17 protein-coding genes are annotated in these 19227 nt (G+C 39.3%); 7 read left to right on the top strand and 10 right to left on the bottom strand.

Annotated elements, in window-relative coordinates; translation table 11 throughout:
• Positions 1–205 precede the first annotated feature (205 nt).
• Together ACNSN2_RS06275 and ACNSN2_RS06270 are read left to right on the top strand one after the other, a co-directional pair.
• Positions 206–652 (top strand): DUF3010 family protein, encoded by a 447-nt coding sequence (locus ACNSN2_RS06275; RefSeq protein ID WP_010389888.1) that lies wholly within the window; start codon positions 206–208, stop codon positions 650–652.
• 169 nt (positions 653–821) lie between these two features.
• A complete protein-coding gene (locus tag ACNSN2_RS06270; RefSeq protein WP_418608805.1) occupies positions 822–2555 on the top strand; it encodes an AMP-binding protein in 1734 nt (577 codons plus the stop codon).
• Positions 2556–2600: 45 nt separating this feature from the next.
• Here ACNSN2_RS06270 and ACNSN2_RS06265 read toward each other — a convergent pair whose 3' ends face one another.
• The 7 genes from ACNSN2_RS06265 to ACNSN2_RS06235 form a co-directional block, all read right to left on the bottom strand.
• Entirely contained in the window at positions 2601–3707 is a 1107-nt protein-coding gene (locus ACNSN2_RS06265; protein WP_418608804.1) for a GGDEF domain-containing protein, read from the bottom strand.
• Between the two features lie 181 nt (positions 3708–3888).
• A complete protein-coding gene (gene gdhA / locus ACNSN2_RS06260) occupies positions 3889–5241 on the bottom strand; it encodes an NADP-specific glutamate dehydrogenase (protein ID WP_418608803.1) in 1353 nt (450 codons plus the stop codon).
• Between the two features lie 402 nt (positions 5242–5643).
• The gene (locus ACNSN2_RS06255) at positions 5644–6117 is read right to left on the bottom strand and encodes a DUF1456 family protein (RefSeq protein ID WP_055011902.1); all 474 of its coding nucleotides are present in this window, start codon (positions 6115–6117) and stop codon (positions 5644–5646) included.
• 98 nt (positions 6118–6215) lie between these two features.
• Positions 6216–7460 (bottom strand): lipoprotein-releasing ABC transporter permease subunit, encoded by a 1245-nt coding sequence (locus ACNSN2_RS06250; RefSeq protein ID WP_418608802.1) that lies wholly within the window; start codon positions 7458–7460, stop codon positions 6216–6218.
• The gene (gene lolD, locus ACNSN2_RS06245; protein WP_010389881.1) at positions 7450–8148 is read right to left on the bottom strand and encodes a lipoprotein-releasing ABC transporter ATP-binding protein LolD; all 699 of its coding nucleotides are present in this window, start codon (positions 8146–8148) and stop codon (positions 7450–7452) included. The genes ACNSN2_RS06250 and lolD overlap by 11 nt, the downstream gene beginning before the upstream one ends.
• On the bottom strand, positions 8141–9358 hold the full coding sequence (locus ACNSN2_RS06240) for a lipoprotein-releasing ABC transporter permease subunit (protein ID WP_418608801.1): 1218 nt from the start codon (positions 9356–9358) through the stop codon (positions 8141–8143). Before ACNSN2_RS06240 ends, lolD begins: the two co-directional genes overlap by 8 nt.
• 136 nt (positions 9359–9494) lie before the next feature.
• Positions 9495–10367 carry a LysR family transcriptional regulator gene (locus ACNSN2_RS06235; RefSeq protein WP_171040282.1) on the bottom strand — a complete coding sequence of 291 codons (873 nt, stop codon included), beginning with the start codon at positions 10365–10367 and terminating at the stop codon, positions 9495–9497.
• A gap of 130 nt (positions 10368–10497) precedes the next feature.
• Between ACNSN2_RS06235 and ACNSN2_RS06230 the strand changes: the two genes are divergently transcribed.
• Positions 10498–11619 carry an S-(hydroxymethyl)glutathione dehydrogenase/class III alcohol dehydrogenase gene (locus tag ACNSN2_RS06230; RefSeq protein ID WP_109874696.1) on the top strand — a complete coding sequence of 374 codons (1122 nt, stop codon included), beginning with the start codon at positions 10498–10500 and terminating at the stop codon, positions 11617–11619.
• Positions 11620–11677: 58 nt separating this feature from the next.
• Complete coding sequence (fghA, locus tag ACNSN2_RS06225; protein ID WP_138593909.1) at positions 11678–12520, top strand: S-formylglutathione hydrolase; 843 nt, start codon at positions 11678–11680, stop codon at positions 12518–12520.
• Here the strand turns inward: fghA and ACNSN2_RS06220 are convergent.
• Positions 12474–12848, bottom strand: coding sequence for a hypothetical protein (locus ACNSN2_RS06220; protein WP_138593910.1), 375 nt, complete (start codon positions 12846–12848; stop codon positions 12474–12476). The genes fghA and ACNSN2_RS06220 overlap by 47 nt on opposite strands.
• Before the next feature lie 201 nt (positions 12849–13049).
• Between ACNSN2_RS06220 and ACNSN2_RS06215 the strand changes: the two genes are divergently transcribed.
• Entirely contained in the window at positions 13050–14234 is a 1185-nt protein-coding gene (locus tag ACNSN2_RS06215; RefSeq protein ID WP_418608799.1) for a DUF1624 domain-containing protein, read from the top strand.
• Between the two features lie 52 nt (positions 14235–14286).
• Here ACNSN2_RS06215 and ACNSN2_RS06210 read toward each other — a convergent pair whose 3' ends face one another.
• On the bottom strand, positions 14287–16194 hold the full coding sequence (locus ACNSN2_RS06210; RefSeq protein WP_055011895.1) for a beta-ketoacyl synthase: 1908 nt from the start codon (positions 16192–16194) through the stop codon (positions 14287–14289).
• 128 nt (positions 16195–16322) lie between these two features.
• On the opposite strand from ACNSN2_RS06210, the gene ACNSN2_RS06205 reads away from it, so the two are divergent.
• Entirely contained in the window at positions 16323–17333 is a 1011-nt protein-coding gene (locus tag ACNSN2_RS06205) for a GlxA family transcriptional regulator (RefSeq protein WP_021033106.1), read from the top strand.
• Positions 17334–17462: 129 nt separating this feature from the next.
• Positions 17463–18692 carry an EAL domain-containing protein gene (locus ACNSN2_RS06200; protein ID WP_418608798.1) on the top strand — a complete coding sequence of 410 codons (1230 nt, stop codon included), beginning with the start codon at positions 17463–17465 and terminating at the stop codon, positions 18690–18692.
• Between the two features lie 13 nt (positions 18693–18705).
• Here ACNSN2_RS06200 and ACNSN2_RS06195 read toward each other — a convergent pair whose 3' ends face one another.
• A complete protein-coding gene (locus tag ACNSN2_RS06195; protein ID WP_198523105.1) occupies positions 18706–19218 on the bottom strand; it encodes an MgtC/SapB family protein in 513 nt (170 codons plus the stop codon).
• Between the last annotated feature and the right edge of the window lie 9 nt (positions 19219–19227).

The following is a 19227-nucleotide window of genomic DNA, read 5'->3' as shown; positions in this document are numbered from 1 at the left end:
CGTGCTGCAGCGTTAATTACAAGTTTTAAGCTACTAAAAACCACGCATTTTTAACATAAATGTGCAATTAATAACTTTTCTTCAGTCACGCCGCATCAAATTAACGTAAAGCACTATATTAAAGCAGCACACAAAGTGCTTAAACTCGCATTTTAATGCGTGTTGCGTATAATAACCGGTAATTAAGTTATAGTAGAGATTAACAATGAGAACATGTGGTGTAGAAATTACCGGTAGCGATGTACTACTTTGTATTTTAAGTAAAGATAACGACGTTTTTGATATTCGTGACGTGCGCCAAACACGCTTTACCTTAGGTAACGGTAACGACACTGAAATAATGCGTAAATTTCAATTTGATTTTGCAAAGCTGATGCAAGATTACCAAATTGATTCTGTTGCCATTCGCGAACGCCAGCCTAAAGGTAAATTTGCAGGTAGCGCTAAAGGGTTCAAAATGGAAACGGCTATTCAATTAATCGACAACCTCGATGTTCGCGTGTTTTCAACTACTGAAATAAAAGAGCAAGTAAAACGCAACCCAATCCCTATCGCGTTCGAAGACACTGGTCTTAAAAAATATCAAGAAAATGCATTCGTTAATGCTTACGTTTATATCATGAAAAAAACCTACCGCAGCGACGAAATGTAATACCAATTGCATCCTTGTAAAAACGCGTAATAGCTCAATATTACGCGTTTTTTTATGTCTAAATTTTCAAATAAAAGTGTAAGACATTAGTCTAACCCTCTTCCCTTTGTCGACAATTCATGTTTATTTAATCAACAAGCCTTGGATAGATAAAAACATGGAGAATGTCATGAAAGCGACACAAACAGTGCATAAAGAAGTAGAACAAATAAACACTATACCGCTATCAAATAGTTATTTTAAGGGGATTCAAAGCACACCGCTAATAGAGCAAACTATTGGAGAATACCTTGATTCAATTGTCGACAATAACCCAGAGGCATTGGCAGTTGTTGTTGCTCACCAAAATATTCGCTTAAACTATAAGGAGTTTCAGCAGCAGATTGATCAGCTTGCTATGGGGTTGTTGGCATTAGGGGTTAAATCAGGTGACAGGGTCGGTATTTGGTCACCCAACAATATACAATGGTGCTTAACTCAATTTGCCACGGCCAAAATCGGCGCAATCATGGTGTGTATTAACCCAGCTTACCGCCCCAGTGAACTGCAATATGCGCTTAATAGTGTTGAATGTTCCACGCTTATTACTGCTACCTCATTTAAGGGCAGTCACTACGTTAATATGCTACAAAGTTTAGCCCCAGAGCTAAATAGTTGCCAAAAAGGGGAATTAAAAGCCGCTCAGCTTCCTTCATTAAAAAATGTAATTTGTATAGGTGATGAGCCAGTAAATGGTATGTTTTCGTTTAATGAAGTACTCGCCATGCCCTCAGATGCCCACCAGTTAGAACTTCAAGCGGTGGCTAAAACCCTAAACTGTAATCAAGACATTAATATTCAGTTTACCTCTGGCACCACAGGAAACCCTAAAGGGGCTACGCTAACGCATAAAAACATTCTTAATAATGCACTGCTTGTTGCCCAAGCAATGCATTTTACTGAACATGATAAGCTGTGTATCCCTGTACCGCTTTATCATTGCTTTGGCATGGTTTTAGGCAGCTTATTGTGCGTAAGTAAAGGCGCTGCAGCTATTTATCCAAGTGATTCTTTCGATCCAAAAACCACATTAGAGGTGGTACAACAAGAAAAATGTACCGGGCTTCATGGCGTGCCTACCATGTTTATAAGCGAATTAGAGCTTAATAACTTTAGTGATTATGATTTAACTACATTACGAACCGGCGTTATGGCAGGCTCAACCTGCCCCGAACAAGTTATGCGTAAAGTACAAACACTAATGAATATGAACCAAGTCGTTATAGCCTATGGACAAACAGAGTGTAGCCCAATCAACAATATCACTGAAACCGACTCATCAATTGAGCGTCAAGTCACCACAGTAGGACGAGCGCTTGCGCACACTGAAGTAAAGATTATTGATGAAGTGGGTGAAGTTCAAAAAATAGGCCAACCAGGTGAAGTCTGTAGCCGTGGAGCTGGTATTATGCGTTGCTATTGGAACGATGAAGAAAAAACCAAAGCTACTATCGATAATCAAGGTTGGTTACATTCTGGCGATTTAGGGGTAATGGACAGTGAAGGCTTTGTTAGTATTGTTGGCAGAATTAAAGACATGATTATTCGCGGCGGAGAAAATATATATCCCCGTGAGATTGAGGAAGTTTTATACACCTACCCAGGGATACAAGATGCGGCAATTTTTGGTATTACCGATGAAAAGTTTGGCGAAGAAGTCTGTGCCTGGATCCAGCCTAAAGAAGGTGAAGTGCTTGATGAGCAAGCAATTCGATTATTTTTAAAAGACAAACTCGCCTACTTTAAACAGCCTAAATATATTCGCTTTGTTGAACATTACCCGATGACGGTAACCGGCAAATTGCAAAAATTTAAAATGCGTGAACAAATGCAAGAAGAGCTCGCCGAGTCTGCATTTTCGTAAGCTGATTAAATGCAAAGCACTATCAGCTTAGTGCTTTGCATTGTCTTACTCAATTTCAGGTTGTTTAGGAACAACAAAGTCAGTAATACTTATATTTCGTCCTGCATTTTTAGCTTTATAAACCCCTACATCAGCTGTTGCCAACAATGATTTAATTGAAGGTCTATATGTAGTGTATTTATCAATTGCAATACCAGCAGAGACAGTAATACGGTTAAAGGGTGAATACTGATGTGCAATCGGGTCGGCTGCAAAGCGTTTAGGTAAGTCACTCAACCAATCTAACTCATTTGCCTGTAATGTTTTTACCAATATAAATTCTTCACCACCAAAACGCACCACAATATCAGCGTCACAATGTTTTAGTCGGTTTGCGACTGCTATTAATACGTTATCTCCCTCTAAGTGGCCGTAGTTATCGTTATAATTTTTAAAATAGTCGACATCAATCATCGCTAACCCTAAATATTGTGATGGCGCTAACTTGTTAATTAATGCTTTACAGCGTCTATCAAAACTATGCCGATTATGCATACCTGTTAATTGATCGGTATTGGCTTTTTCAGTTTCAAATAATTCCGCTTTATATTGCTTTCTTAATAGGGTATCTAGTTGATATTGCACTATGGCCAATACAATAACTATGCTGAAATAAAAATAAAGTGTCCACGCAATCGAAGTAGAAGAAAAAAGCTCAATAAATATCAGGGCAATGCCAATTATTGACCATAAAACCAGTTTATGTCCTAAGTGCAGCATCGGTATGGCTATAAATGCAGCAGCTACAAGCATAGGTCCACCCTCTTTTAATTCACTATAGCGTTGCACATATTCCCAAAAGAAATAACTAAATAAAAAACAAAATAAAACCGCATAACTGAAAAAGCGCGAATGCAAGTACTCTGAACTTAATGTTCTATTTACAATAATGAGGACTATCGATAACAACACCATAGTTACGCGTAAAATTGTTATCGTCGAATTGGCAGGCTCTTGTTGATTAAGCCAAGACATAAAAATAAAAGACAATAAAAACAGTGTTACTAGATAGAGTGATGCATCAGCAAGACGCATTGAGCTTTTATTGAGTTGATTTTGGAAGTTGTGCTCTGTTGCACTTGAAAAATAAAAAATTGCGGGAATAAGACGCACCGGCACTCTCCTTAATAAGCTCACTTATCCTTATCCACACTATAGTTTATTGTTATTAATTAGCGAGTTAAATTTACCTTATTAAATAATATTATACATTACTTTTGCTATATCCTGAACAATGCCTACTCAAGATATAGATAAAAATTATTGGGTTCACTAATAAATAGCCGAGGCGTCGCTATACAACGCCCTGTTCAATCATTGCATCTGCTACACGTCTAAATCCAGCAATATTTGCACCAAGTAACAAGTTACCGGGTTGATTAAATTCTTTTGCGGTATCGTTAGCTGTAGTGAAAATATCTTTCATTATTTGCTTTAACTTTTCATCTACTTGCTCAAATGTCCAGCTTTGCATACTGGCATTTTGTGCCATTTCTAATTGGCTGGTTGCTACCCCACCGGCATTCGCTGCTTTGCCAGGGCCATAAGCTATTTTTGCTTCAATAAAGCAATCAATCGCTTCTTTGGTTGAAGGCATATTTGCTCCTTCACTGACTAAAGTACAGCCATTTTCAAGTAGTGCTTTTGCATCCGCTTGGGTTAATTCATTTTGTGTAGCACAAGGAAAAGCCGCATCCGCACTGTAACGCCATACCGCATGACCATCTTGAGGGTACTCATCGCGAGCCGTATACTTGGCATGAGGATGAGTATCTAGGTAGTCACTTAAGCATCCTCGTGAGTGCTCTTTTAATTGCTTAATAAGTTTTAAGTCAATGCCACTCTCATCGTACAAAGTGCCTTTTGAGTCACTACAGGCAATAGGCGTAGCCCCTAGTTGATATAATTTTTCCATGGCATAAATTGCCACATTGCCTGAGCCTGAAATTAAACAGCGTTTTCCTGATAAGCTGTCATCACGATCTTCAAGCATATAGTTAGCAAAATACACTGCGCCATAACCCGTTGCTTCTTTGCGAGCTAACGATCCGCCCCAAAGTAAACTTTTACCGGTTAGTACGCCTTCATAGCGCCCTGTTAAGCGTTTGTATTGGCCAAACATATAACCAATTTCTCTCGCCCCTACGCCAATATCCCCTGCAGGTACATCGGTTGTAGGGCCGATATGGCGATATAACTCGGTCATAAACGATTGGCAAAAACGCATTATCTCGCCATCAGAGCGTCCTTTAGGATCAAAATTAGCGCCTCCTTTGCCGCCGCCTATAGGCAAACCGGTCAATGCATTTTTAAAAATTTGTTCAAAGCCTAAAAATTTTATGATGCTGGCATTTACACTTGGATGAAAACGTAAGCCGCCTTTGTAAGGGCCCAACGCCGAATTAAATTCGATACGGTAGCCTTTATTGACTTGAATATTGCCCTCGTCATCAACCCAAGGCACGCGAAACATTAACTGACGCTCTGGCTCTACCATTCTTTGAATAATTGCTTGTTGTTGGTAATGACTGGTTTGCGCAAATACAGGCTCTAGCGAGTCTAGCACTTCTTCTACTGCTTGATAAAACTCACATTGCGCAGGGCTTGTCTGCTTTAATTGCGCAATTGTTCTGTGTATATAATTCATATTTATTCTTCCATGTGGGTATTTTTTAATTCGAAACAGGAAAAATGATCAACGTTATTGTTAGTAGAGAAATTGATTATGTGATCATTATTTTTACACTTTAACATCATAAATAAACGGGATGCACGTGTTTGATGTTGAATTAAATTGTTGTTTCTTTTGTATAAAAACCCATTAGTAAAGAATTTTTATGCTAAAAACGCCAGTTTAAATGAATAACACGTTAAAAGTATTAAAAAAATAGTAAAACAAAATACGACTCTACGTTTTTACGAGAGCGACAACATAAAATGCTTTATAAGACTGAAGTTGTAGAAGGATAAGACTAATAATAGCGTAGATTTTAGTGAGTTCGTTTAAGAGGTTTAAATGGAGGTTGCTAATCAACCTCTATAAAATGCATTAAGCTTTTTCGCCATCTGGGCGAAAAGTACGCTGCACACCAGTTAAAAATAAACGTAAAACTTGATCGTTACACACACGATAATGTTTGTTTTCAACTTTACGTGAAAATGCACTGAGCTCATGCTTACTTAAATCAAAATCAACTAAGGCTAGTGTGGCTATCACGTCTTCTGCTTTCATATTTAAAGCAATACGTAATTTCATAAAAATAATATTATTGTTTAATTTAGTCTCTGGGATTGGCTGCTCACCGTCACGTTTACCGCGCTTAGTGTTTATAAAGCCATTTAAAAATACCGCAAATTCGGTGTCACTTATTGGGGTGTAACCTTGCTCGCCCTCTTTAGTTAACCATGCAATCACCTGCTCAGTGCTAACGCTCTGCTCTGCAGCGGCGAACACGTCAACCATTGCTGAATCGGTTAAATCAAAGGTGTAGCGAATACGGCGTAAAATATCGTTATTTGTCAAAGTAAATCCCAAGGTAAATAAGTGCTCAGCAAACAAAAGCTGTTTAATAGCGGCGCAGTTTATCAGAGTTACACTAAGCGCCCTATTAAATACTGTGTTTAATTACCCAATACTTTTGCCGGATCAACACGTGTTGCTTGCCATGCTGGATACAGCGTCGCCAATATTGCAAGCACAAAGGTGGCAATAACAGTTAACACTATATCTTGCCAAACTAATTTACTCGGTAAGAATTCGATAAAATACACACCTTCTAGCGGATTTTCACCCAGCAATAAACTCAGCCAAGTAAAAAGCTCACTAATATTGATTGCTAGAATGACTCCAATAATAGAGCCTAAAACTACGCCAACAAATGCTTGAGTTAAGCCTTGCATTACAAAAGTAGCCAATATAGTACTGTCTTTGGCACCCATGGTTTTTAAAATGGCAATATTGCCTTCTTTTTCGCGCACTTCCATCACTAATGACGAAACAATGTTAAAACTGGCGACTGCAATAATTAAAAACACCACAATATAAACGATCGTGCGAACCATTTGAATGTCTTGATACAAGCTGCCTTGGGTTCTAAACCAACTCGATATATACACATAATCAGTAAGAGTTTGCCCTACTCTCAACGCTATTTGGTGCGCTGCAAACACATCATCAACCCGTAAACGTAGGCCGGTTACTTGGCTTTGATCGTAACCTAAGGTTTGTTGTGCTTTGCTAAGGTGAATAAACGCGGCACTGCTATCAATAGGACCGCCCATTTCTATAATGCCTGCGAGTGTTAATGTAACCCGTTTTGGCGCAAGTAATGATTGTCCTTTTTCACTAATTTGTGGGATCAATAAAGTGACATTGTCGCCTATTGATATATTAAGTTGAGTGACAATTTGCTTGCCTAAAATAACATCCTCAAGTGCTAGCTGACTGACTAATTTACCTTGTGTAAATTGGTTAACCGCTGATACGTCGCTCTCTAGCGAAGGCTCAACACCACGTATTTCAACTGCTTTTAATTGGCTTTTAAATTGCGCCATACCATTTACTGCTATAAATGGGGCTGCTCCTGTTACTTGTGGTTGCTGTTTTAATTTTTCGACTTTGCTGGGCCAATCAGCAATCGGCCTGCTTGGTGCTACATATTCAACTTGTGGCACTACACTTAATAAACGATGTACTAATTGTTGTTCAAAACCATTGATCACCGATAACGCCACAATTAAAACGGCAACACCAAGTAAAATACCAATAGTAGATGCCTTAGCAATAAAACTAACAAACGCGTTTTTTTCATCTTTATGGCCTGAATAGGCTCTGAAACGTTTACTTATAAAGGCACTAAGCAACATGGTTTGACTCTTTTATTGATAATTTACCATCATCTAAATACGCTATTTTACCTAGCTTGTCGGCAAGTTCTAAATCATGAGTCACCACCACAAAACTGGTGTTTAAACTTTTATTTAGCTGGTTAATTAAATCGTAAATTTTAATCGCGTTTTGCTTATCTAAATTACCCGTTGGCTCATCTGCAAGAACCAGTGCAGGCTCAGTCACTAAAGCACGCGCTATGGCAACACGTTGGCGTTCGCCACCAGAAAGTGCCGACGGTTTATGGCTACTTCTGTGCGCAAGGCCGACTTTATCGAGCATGTCGAGCGCTTTTACATTTGCTTCTTTGGCACTCAAGCCTTTTATTAACAGTGGCATAGCAACATTTTCAACCGCACTAAATTCCATTAATAAATGATGAAATTGGTAAATAAACCCTAAGTTTTGATTTCTAAACGCGGCTTGTTGGCTGCGAGAAAGTTTAGCCACATCTTGGTTTTTGATTTTTGCACTGCCAGAACTGGCGGTATCTAAGGTACCCAAAATATGCAATAAGGTACTTTTACCTGAACCTGAGCTACCTACAATAGCTAGCATTTCACCTTGGGTTAGGGCTAAATCAACCCCTTTTAATACCTCAACTTGGTTTTGCCCGTCTTGGTACACTTTACTTATTTGTTCACAACTAATTACTAAATCATTCATAACGTAATACCTCGGCTGGGTTTACTTTAGCGGCCTGGCGCGCGGGATATAAAGTCGCTAAAAAGCTCATTGCTAAGCTTAAAAGCGCAATCACACTTAAGCTAAGCGCATCAAATTTGACCGGCAGTGAAATCCCCGATAATAAATTTAAGCCAACCAACGCCAGCAGTTCATTAATATATAAGCTAAATAAAATACCTAAAGAGGCACCTACTGCCGTACCAATCACACCGTTATATAAACCTTGAATCATAAATACAGTTTGTACTTGGCTTGGCGTTAGCCCTAGTGTTTGCAGTATCGCAACTTCGCTTTGTTTTTCACTTACCATCATGGTGAGCGCCGACACAATATTGAACACCGCCACCAGCACGATTAAGCCCAATAACATAGACATAATGCGTTTCTCCATCGCCACAGCGGCAAATAAAGTGCCTTGGCTACTGCGCCAATCGGTGTATTTAAAATTCTTTAGAATAAGTTGGCTGTCTTGAATAAATTCATCAAGTGCAAATGGCTCATGCAGTGACACACTTAAATTAGGGGGTGTAGAGCTACTTTGCTTTAATACTCGTTGCAATGACACACCACTGGTAAATGCCAATCCCATGTCAATTTCTGAACCAGTTTCGTAAATAGCAGCAATTTTGAATAAACGCTGGCTAGGAACACGACCAAGGGGTGTATAAGTTGACGCATTGGGCATAATAACGCGCAGTTTATCGCCCAAGCTAACGCCGAGTTTACGGCTTAGATAACGGCTAATAGCAATGTGATAATTATTATTTAATACACTTTGCCAATTCCCCTGCACTACTTTGTCAGTGATTTTATAAAGCGAGCCATCATTATCATAGAGCCCTTGCAGCAGCACACCATGCAGGTCTTTATTTGTTTGTAGTATAGCTTCACCATGGCGGTATAAACTAACATGATCAACATACGGTGATTGCTCAAGATCGGCTTTAAGAGTATTCATTTGCGCTTTAGAGTGTTGTTTTGCCTGCACTTCAACGTGTGGAATGAGTCCGAGCATATTCGTTTTCAGGCTGCTTTCAAAACCGTTCATGACACTACTTACTGTAAAGAGCGCCATTAAACCAATCGCTATACCTGCAATAGAAAAAAAAGAAATAAACGAAATAAACGCATTGCCTTTGGAAGAGCGACTATATCTAAGTCCGATAAACAGGCTAACAGGTTGAAACATATTAATTAAAACATTAATGCTAAAAGTGTGGCTTTATAGTAGCACGAACTCAGCGCAATTGAATATCACCATAAATGTAAGAAATAATTTATAAATCTTATACTTGGCTATATTATAAGCAAATCACTAAGCCAAGCTAAACTTTTAATCCTGTTACTAGATAATCAAGTAATACCCGTACATTAGTAGCAACAAATTGCCGCGGAGGATAGAGCCCCCACACACCCTCTTGCTGAGGTTGATAAGCTGTTAATATTGGTACTAACTGCCCTGTTTTTATCTCATTCTCTATGTAGTAATCCGGCAACTGAACAATACCCAACCCTTTTTTAGCGCCGTCAACCAGTGCCCAACCGCTATTGCAATGCAACCTCCCTGCTACTTTAATATGTTTGTCACGACCGTTTTCATTTACTCGCCAATAACTACTGTTACCAATTAAGCATTGATGCTGGTTAAGTTCACCTAACGTATGGGGTTCGCCAAAACGCGCTAAATAGCTTGGTGCAGCACACATAATAAATCGCCGAGAGCTCAAGCGTCGCGCTTTTAAACTCGAATCTTTTAAATGGCCTAATCGAATGGCTAAATCAAAGCCGCCCTCCAGCAAGTTTTCTTGCTCGTTAGAGAGCGTTGCGATTACTTCTATCTCGGGGTGATCATGCATAAACGAATGCACTATCGGCATAATAAAACTTTCACCATACATAACCGGTGCGGTTAATTTAATTTTACCTTTAGGGGATGTTTGCACAGACGCGAGCCCCTGAGTGGCTTCATCCATAGCGTGTTGTAAATGTTTTACTTGGTGTAAAAACTGCTCACCTTCTTTGGTTAATACAACCTTTCGGGTCGTACGCGTTAAAAGTTGGGTATTTAACCGTTGCTCAAGCTTAGTAACATGGCGGCTAATATGGGCAACCGATAGACCCAACGTCTGTGCAGCTTGAGTGAAACTTCCCTCTTCGCCAACAGCAATAAACTCATCAATCCCTTCCCAACGCATTATTATTACCATACTGTAAAAGTGTTTTATTAATTTAGAGATTATCATTGTTATAGAAATAAATACAATAGGCACATCACCCAAACAGTTTGGGTCTACAATTGATATTCAAACCACTACAAAGGATATACACATGTCTGAATTTATAAAATCAAAAGCAGCGATTGCCTGGGGCCCTAATCAGCCTTTAAGCGTTGAAGAAGTTGACGTGATGATGCCTAAAAAAGGCGAAGTGATGGTAAAAATCACTGCCACAGGTGTATGCCATACAGATGCTTTTACTTTATCAGGTGAAGATCCTGAAGGCATTTTCCCCGCTATTTTAGGCCATGAAGGTGCCGGGGTGGTTTACGCTGTGGGCGAAGGCGTTACAAGTGTAGAAGTTGGCGATCACGTTATTCCTCTATACACCGCAGAATGTGGTGAATGCAAAATGTGTACTTCAGGTAAAACCAACTTGTGCTCTGCTGTACGCGAAACACAAGGCAAAGGCTTAATGCCAGATGGCACAACGCGATTTTTCAAAGACGGCCAACCAATTTATCACTATATGGGGACGTCGACCTTTTCTGAATACACAGTACTTCCTGAAATCTCGCTAGCTAAAGTAAATAAAGAAGCCTCTTTAGAGGAAATTTGCTTATTGGGCTGCGGTGTCACTACCGGTATGGGCGCTGTAACAAATACGGCAAAAGTAACAGCGGGCGATACGGTAGCAATTTTTGGTCTAGGTGGCATTGGTTTGTCGGCCATTATTGGCGCCAAAATGGCTGGTGCAAGCCGTATTATTGGTATTGATATTAACACCTCTAAGTTTGATCTTGCGACTAAACTCGGTGCTACCGACTTAATTAATCCAAAAGACTTCGACAAGCCAATTCAAGAAGTGATTGTAGAGATGACCGACGGCGGTGTTGATTACTCATTTGAATGTATTGGTAACGTTGATGTAATGCGCTCTGCCCTTGAGTGTTGTCATAAAGGCTGGGGAGAATCTGTAATTATTGGTGTAGCTGGTGCTGGCCAAGAAATTTCAACTCGCCCGTTCCAACTTGTTACTGGCCGTGTATGGCGTGGTAGCGCATTTGGAGGCGTTAAAGGTCGTTCGCAACTTCCTGAAATTGTAGAGCGTTACATGGCGGGTGAATTCGCCCTTAATGATTTTATTACCCACACCATGAGCCTTGAAGAAATTAACGATGCATTTGATTTAATGCACGAAGGTAAGAGTATTCGTACTGTTATTCATTACTAATTTCTTTTAATCACCATTACCAGCCGTTGCTATTAAGTAACGGCTTTTAAGGATTGTTATGTTAGAAAATATCTCAACAGCAAAAGTGGCTGGTGGCTGGCATAAGCAGTATAGCCATACTTCCTCAAGCACCCATTGCAGCATGCGTTTTGCGGTATTTTTACCACCAGGCGCCAGTGAAAAAAATAAAGTACCAGTACTTTATTGGTTATCAGGATTAACCTGTACCGATGAAAACTTTATGCAAAAAGCAGGCGCGTTTAAAAAAGCGGCAGAGCTAGGCATCGCTATTGTCGCACCTGATACCAGTCCGCGTGGTGAAAACGTTCCTAATGAAGATAGCTACGATTTTGCCCAAGGTGCAGGGTTTTACGTCAATGCAACGCAGGCACCTTACAATACTCATTTTAATATGTACGATTATGTGGTGAAGGAACTACCTGCATTAATAGAGCAACATTTTCCAGTAACAACTAAAAAAGCAATTTCTGGGCATTCTATGGGTGGCCACGGCGCATTAATAATTGCCCTTAAAAATCCTAAAGCTTATACCAGCGCTACAGCATTTAGCCCAATTGTAAACCCGATAGATTGTCCTTGGGGTGTTAAAGCCTTTACTGGCTACTTGGGTACTGATAAATCAGTCTGGGCAGAATATGATAGCTGCGAATTAATGCAACAAGCCAAACAAGCTGATTATTTACCTATGTTGGTTAGCCAAGGTGATGCAGATAACTTTTTAGATGAGCAACTTAAGCCACAAAAGTTAGTAACTGTAGCTACACAGAAAGGCTATCCGTTAACACTCGAAATGCAAGCTGGCTACGACCATAGTTACTATTTCATTAGTAGTTTTATAGACCAACACTTATTATTTCATCATCAGTTTTTAACTGCTTAGATTCATTACTGTGTAGAGTAGATTTATCTACTTCTACACATTCTTTAAGATTTTTTGTGACCTGCCTGCATTTTCTAATGGTGCCGTCATCTCCTTTTACTAAACTAAATACTGCAGAGTCTATTTTTAAACCTAGCTCTGCAAAAGAAAATCCGTCCTTATCAACGGGAACTGGCTCAAATGGATTTTCATAAGGAGTAGACCGAGCTGGATTTTTCATCCGCTGATTTTCTTGTGCATTTGAGGCTGCTTGTCCATCCAACATAACGCCAAAAAATGTACAGCCATTAAGCATCAGCAATAGTGATAAAAAAAATATTTTTTTCATGTTTAACCCTTTAGTAGCTTCAACTTTAACTATTTAGTTAATAGAGTAACTCCATTAAAAAAGTAAAACTGTAAAAATCTGTTAGTAAGTGAAAATTGTTTACAACATAATTTATACTAAAGTATTTTATTATCACTCTCGCAAAATGATATAATATAACATATAATTAAACTCGTTTTTTCATCCATACCAAAGCATATTATGTCATTACCTTTATCTCAAAATCGTTTACACCATATAGACTTACTACGAGGTCTTATTATTATATTTATGGTGATTGATCACGGCATGTATTATTGTCTAAATTATTCAGTGACCGATCCCATGACCATACCAGGAACAGATGCGCTTACTTTTTTCACTCGTTTTATATCGCACTTTTGTGCGCCATTATTTGTATTTTTAGCGGGCCTTTCAGCTGCGATAACCGAGCATAAATACACTTCCACGCAAGCTTTTTCAAAAAGTTTAATTATACGTGGACTAGTGCTTATATTATTTGAATTTACTATTGTGTCATGGTCTTGGAGCTTTAATCCACTGTTTCCAATGTTATACGCTCAGGTTATTTGGGCGATAGGTTGGGGGTTTATTATTCTAGGGCTTTTACGCTTAATCGGTCTGTATGCAATTTTTGCCATGGGCTTAATTTTAGTATTTGGCCACAACTTATTTGATGCCGTCAACTTTGAGCCAAATACAATCGCAAATACGATATGGTCTGTTTTACATCAGAAAAATGTACTCGAACTTCCTTTTAACTTTAAAATTAGAACCACCTACCCCGTAGCTCCTATTGTTGGGTTAATGGCGTTAGCCTATTGTGCAGGTGTTTATTACAAAGCCAAGCAATACAGTAACCGAGTTATGGATTATGGCTTAATTTTGGGTGTAAGCTGCCTAGTTTTATATACGCTTTTGCGTGGCTTTAATCTTTATGGTGACGCGTCAATATTTACGATTAGTGACTCTTATTTACTCACTATAATGTCATTTTTAAACCCGACCAAATACCCACTTTCCCTGCAGTTTATGTTGTTAACCGTTGGTATAGGCCTAATTATGCTTAAACTATTGAGTAAGCTAAAAAGTGATTTTTCGCCAAAGTTTTTACAAGTATTGGGTAAAACCAGTATGTTCTCGTACTTAGCCCACTTGTATTTACTGCATGCAATAAGTTGGTTACTTATCCCTGTTTTAGGCTTTAGTTTTTCTGATATGACTTATGGCGAAACACTGGTGGGTTTACCAATTGGATACGGTATGAGCTATGTTGCAACACTGCTATTTATTGCAGTCGTAATTGGCTTAACAGCCGTTCTTGCCAATTATTATTTAGTATGGAAGCAAAAAAATAAACACAGTTTAATTGCTAAGTATATTTGAACAAACATTAAAAAAGGCGCTATAAAAGCGCCTTGCTAACAAGTATGTGTGCTTAGAACATATCTTGATAGGAATTTGTTGTACTAAATGTAATTGCTTTTTCAAAGCCTGGCAGTGTAATGCTGTGCTCATCTAAAACAATCTCATTTTCATCAATCAAGCCATCACCAAAACGGTAAATTAGCGAGTATTGACCTAAATCGGCTTGCGTTTGGTAAGTATGCTGTGCATCTTTTACTTGGCTATGTTTTTCAACATAGCTGTTCATCAGTGCATCACCATGGCGTTTAGCAAGCATTTGCATGGTTACTTTTGCGCTCAGCACAGTCGCTGTTGCATTATTTCCACCAAAGCCTTTTGAGTTAATAAACGCAATATCCATATCACCACAATCGTAGTGGCTATTACGAATATCTAAATGTTCACTGTAAACATCGTCGGCTACTTTATCAATGGTGGTAATACCCGGCATAATATTATGACTAAATACACCTAACGCAATCGCAAGCTGATCGCCACTAGCAGGCGCAATAGTATGGCCTACATAGGCTTTAGGCGCAGTCACTTTCCAGTTATCAATAGCAAATGTTTGCGCTACTTTATGATAAATTAAAGATTCAGTAACACGATTTTGTGGCGTACTTGAGCCGTGCGCTAAAATAAAGCTACGTTGTTGCAGTGCCTCTTTACCTAACAAGCTAGTAGCAAGTGCTGCTGATTTCGCCATGGTGATGTAATTGCCAGGCCCAGGTGAGGTAATTGACTTTTTAACTCCATCGGCATTCACAAATACATCCGGCACACTGCCCATAATATCTGCACCGAGTTCCAGAGCCAGTGCATCATCCATTAATATAGCAACCTGAGCCCCCTCACCTAAGGTAAAACCACAGTTCTCACCAAATGGACGACTACTTTTACGGTAATCAGGCTCGTCATCATTGGTTAAATTATCTAAACGGCGCAAACCTTCAATATTGGCCAGCGCACTCATATTACCAAAACCTTCAACCACTTCTGGAGTAATCGCACATTCAACACTTGCAACCACTGCAACACGGGTACGGCCAGCTTGAATATCGTTAACGGCAGCGCGCAAGTTATATAAAAATGTGGCACATGCGCCTGAGGTTGAAAAAGTCGTCCCAACATTTCCAGTAACATAGGCGTTAATAAAATCGGTCGACATCGTATTTAAACCCAGCGCTAACTGTTTAGTACTAACACGATCGCCCTGCTGACGCGCTTTAACTAAACCACCTAAGCCTTTATCATCCATTTGACCAATAACCGATGCTGAATAGGTACCAATTTTATCTGGCTCTACGCTATTCATAATATGTTGCCAATCAAGTCCTGTTGATTTTATTGCATCGGTGGCAGCAAATATGGTCGCTTGTAAACCGCGCGGCTGGTAGCGGCTGTTATACATAATGGCAGGATCAAACCCGGTTGGAAATTGCCCAGCTGACTTAATCGGGTTATCACGGGTTGAGTCATGTTTTACATCTAGCTCAGCAGCAATCGTGACTTTTACTTTTTTATTATCAAGGTCATCTATTTGCCAGTTACTTGGTAAAGGCGATGGTAAGTCACGACGACGTGTTTCAAACACAATTGAACTATCATCTGAAGCAGTTAAAGTCATTTTTTGCTGCCAAGGTGTGGCATCAACGTCAAAATGTTCTTTTTCAATTTTTCGAATTAATGTACCAGCAATAATTTGCTCACCAAAGCGTGCTTCAATGTCGCTTTGCTCAACATGATTACCTTGGCTGTCTTCAAGTTGGCCGTTTACTGTAGTCACTAAGTTCATTAATGTGGCAAGGCCTAAAAACGTTTCTTGGCGAGCTTGCGCCGCTAAGCTATCTAACACGATACGACGATAACCTTGATGAAAAGAAGTACGGCCAGCGGCATTAATGCCTCCCATGCCTACAATAACGGGTAATGCAGTCATAATTTACCTTTAAAATGCGTGTTATAAGAATATGACATTAGTTTAATTGGATTATAGAGACGTCTTTGTGCTTTAATAGCCAAATAAGCGGCATAAAAGGCCAAAAACAACTGGTCGGAGCATTCACAATGAGCAACAACCCATTAACTCCCCCCATAAATATTGGTATCGCAGTGTTTGAGCATTTGTTGGTAACCAGTCTCACATTACCGATTGAGATGCTGCGTGCGGGTGAGGCTTTTGCTAAAGGCCATAGTGATAAAAATAACTTTAAACCTCTGGCTATTCATTTAGTGGCTAAAAATAGTGATGCCATTAAGACGCGAACTGGACTATCGATTATTCCTGATTGTACTAGCGAAAACTCACCTTATTGCGATTTAGTTATTGTGCCTGGTATTTGGCGTAACCCTCGCCCGGTGATACGCGCTAATCAACAATTAGTCACTTGGCTGATCGAGAGCTTTACCGTAGGAAGTCATATAATTGGAGTAGGCACAGGTAATTGTTTTGTTGCAGAGGCTAGTTTACTTGACGGACATCCCGCTACTACCCATTGGCATTATGCTAAACAGTTTAAGCATGACTACCCTAATGTAAGTTTAAAACCTGATTTTTTTATCACCCAGTCAGAACGTATGTATACCGTAGCCAGTTTAAATGCACTTGCTGATGTTATCGTACATATTATTAGTCAATATTATGGTAAAGAAGCGGCACAACATGTGGAGCGCAACTTTTCCCATGAAATTCGTAAACCCTATGAAGATCAACGTTACTTAGAGGGAGCAGTAGATAGACACCCAGATGAGCTGATTGCACAAATACAGTTTTGGTTAAAAACCAATCTAGCCAGTGAGCTCAACTTACAGGAGGTTGCGGCTCAATTTAGTCTAAGTTATCGCACCTTTACCCGTCGCTTCAGAAGTGCCACTAACCAAAGTCCAATCGAATATTGGCAACAATTACGAGTAGAAGGCGCCAAAGATTTATTGGCATCTTCTAATTTATCGATTCAGGAAGTTGCTTTAGAGGTTGGCTATAATGACCAAGGGCATTTAACCCGAGTATTTAAAAAAGTATTACGCCAAACACCCAGCGAATACCGTAAAGTCGTGCGACGAAAATTATTTGGTTAAGTTTTAACTAAACCGTGTTCACTTTTGATGGTTAGCAAAGATTGATATAGCCTTGATTAGATTTTTTTATATATATAAATTATAGTATTACGCATGAAGCGTGGTGAAATTAATACAGGGAGATAGCTGATGGATAAACTTACCAATCTGCTTGTCGATCAACAAAGCAACGCATCCATTGAGGCTAAACTAGCTGACTTACTCGCGTTAGTTCGCAAACATTTAGATATGGATGTTGCTTTTATATCTGAATTTATTAACGATGAGCGGGTTTTTAAAGTGGTCGATAATCCCTCTGAAAACCAAATTGTTAAAGTGGGTAATGCCGATCCGATTAATGAAACGTATTGTCAAAAAATCACCGATGACAAGCTTAGCCCTATTATTACTAATACCAACGCAAACCCAATAACCAAGGCTATGCCCGTAACCAAAATGTTAGGTATAGGCGCTTATATCGGTGTACCTATCAACCTGTCAAACGGTAAATTATACGGTACTTTTTGTTGTTATAAATCACACCATGATGAGAGCTTGAACGATCGCGATTTATCGTTTTTAAATATTATTTCGGAAATAGCGACTGGCTTAATTGAAAAAAACTTATCAAAAAGTATATCGCGGAATCACGCCAAGTCAGCTATTGAGCAAATTATTAGCGATAATGATATTAGTATCTACTTTCAACCTATTTTTAGTTTAAAAAATAATAAAGTTGCAGGTTTTGAATCACTTGCTCGATTTTTTACTACACCTTATAAAACTCCTGATGTATGGTTTAAAGAAGCAAAAAAGGTTGGCTTAAATGAAGCATTAGAAATGCTAGCCATTAAAAATGCAGTCACCAACATAGCCAAATTTAATAATTCAACTTACATTGCTATTAATTGCTCACCATCGCATATCCTAAGCGGTGCACTTAAAAATACATTACAAAACATTGACTGCACTAGGCTAGTATTAGAAATTACTGAGCATTCGCCAATTTCCGACTACGAAAAAATGCGAACTGCACTTAGGCCTCTCAGAAACAAAGGCCTTCGCTTGGCCATTGACGATGTAGGCGCAGGCTTTTCGTCATTTCAGCACATTTTAGAGCTTGAAGCCGATATTATTAAATTAGATATCAGCCTCACACAAAATATAAACACTGATGATCGTAAGTTTTTGCTAGCAAAAGCACTGTGTGGGTTTGCAAAAGCAATCGACTGCACCATCGTTGCCGAAGGAATTGAAACTGAAGAAGAACTCAACTCGTTAAGAAAGCTCAATGTAGATAGTGTGCAAGGTTATTTTATTGGCCGCCCCACAGCAATTAACGATGCACTTAGTTTGCTAAACGCAACTCTACCAGCATGAAAAACGCCACTATTTAGTGGCGTTCGCTATCTATACTGTCTTTTCGATAATAACGTTTGTGATAACTTTTTACTTTAGCATGCACACCTTTGCTGAGGCTTTTAAACTTAGCTTCGAGCACATCAACACCATATAAAATACCAACCACCAATACAGAAAGCTTAATTGCAGCACCTAAGTTTTCGGTTGCGATCATCACCCCAATAGACGCAAGCACCCAAATAGTGGCCGCGGAGGTAACCCCTACTACTGCACCATCTTTTGCTAGCATAACGCCTGCGCCTAAAAAACCAATACCCGTGATTATTTGCCCCACTACACGAGAATGATCAATCACATCCCCTTGTAAATTAAACGCCGTAGATAAAAACAAATATGTGCCTAACGTTATTAATGCTGATGTGCGAATACCCACAGGTTTACCGCGCAATTGACGCTCTATACCAATAATAGCGCCACAAAAAGCGGCGGTGCCAATAGCTGCCCATGAGTATGGCGCTACATCGATAAAATCTAAAAATGTCACTTAATATCC

This window comes from Pseudoalteromonas sp. US3C1013 (assembly GCF_048401115.1).
GTDB lineage: Bacteria > Pseudomonadota > Gammaproteobacteria > Enterobacterales > Alteromonadaceae > Pseudoalteromonas > Pseudoalteromonas undina.
This window is presented reverse-complemented; position numbering and strand designations above follow the sequence as displayed.

Coding starts and splice junctions, on each gene's coding strand:
- ACNSN2_RS06275 (WP_010389888.1), top strand. CDS start 206: ATGAGAACATGTGGTGTAGAAATTACCGGTAGCGATGTACTACTTTGT.
- ACNSN2_RS06270 (WP_418608805.1), top strand. CDS start 822: ATGAAAGCGACACAAACAGTGCATAAAGAAGTAGAACAAATAAACACT.
- gdhA (WP_418608803.1), bottom strand. CDS start 5,241: ATGAATTATATACACAGAACAATTGCGCAATTAAAGCAGACAAGCCCT.
- ACNSN2_RS06250 (WP_418608802.1), bottom strand. CDS start 7,460: ATGTTGCTTAGTGCCTTTATAAGTAAACGTTTCAGAGCCTATTCAGGC.
- lolD (WP_010389881.1), bottom strand. CDS start 8,148: ATGAATGATTTAGTAATTAGTTGTGAACAAATAAGTAAAGTGTACCAA.
- ACNSN2_RS06240 (WP_418608801.1), bottom strand. CDS start 9,358: ATGTTTCAACCTGTTAGCCTGTTTATCGGACTTAGATATAGTCGCTCT.
- ACNSN2_RS06230 (WP_109874696.1), top strand. CDS start 10,498: ATGTCTGAATTTATAAAATCAAAAGCAGCGATTGCCTGGGGCCCTAAT.
- fghA (WP_138593909.1), top strand. CDS start 11,678: ATGTTAGAAAATATCTCAACAGCAAAAGTGGCTGGTGGCTGGCATAAG.
- ACNSN2_RS06220 (WP_138593910.1), bottom strand. CDS start 12,848: ATGAAAAAAATATTTTTTTTATCACTATTGCTGATGCTTAATGGCTGT.
- ACNSN2_RS06215 (WP_418608799.1), top strand. CDS start 13,050: ATGTCATTACCTTTATCTCAAAATCGTTTACACCATATAGACTTACTA.
- ACNSN2_RS06210 (WP_055011895.1), bottom strand. CDS start 16,194: ATGACTGCATTACCCGTTATTGTAGGCATGGGAGGCATTAATGCCGCT.
- ACNSN2_RS06205 (WP_021033106.1), top strand. CDS start 16,323: ATGAGCAACAACCCATTAACTCCCCCCATAAATATTGGTATCGCAGTG.
- ACNSN2_RS06200 (WP_418608798.1), top strand. CDS start 17,463: ATGGATAAACTTACCAATCTGCTTGTCGATCAACAAAGCAACGCATCC.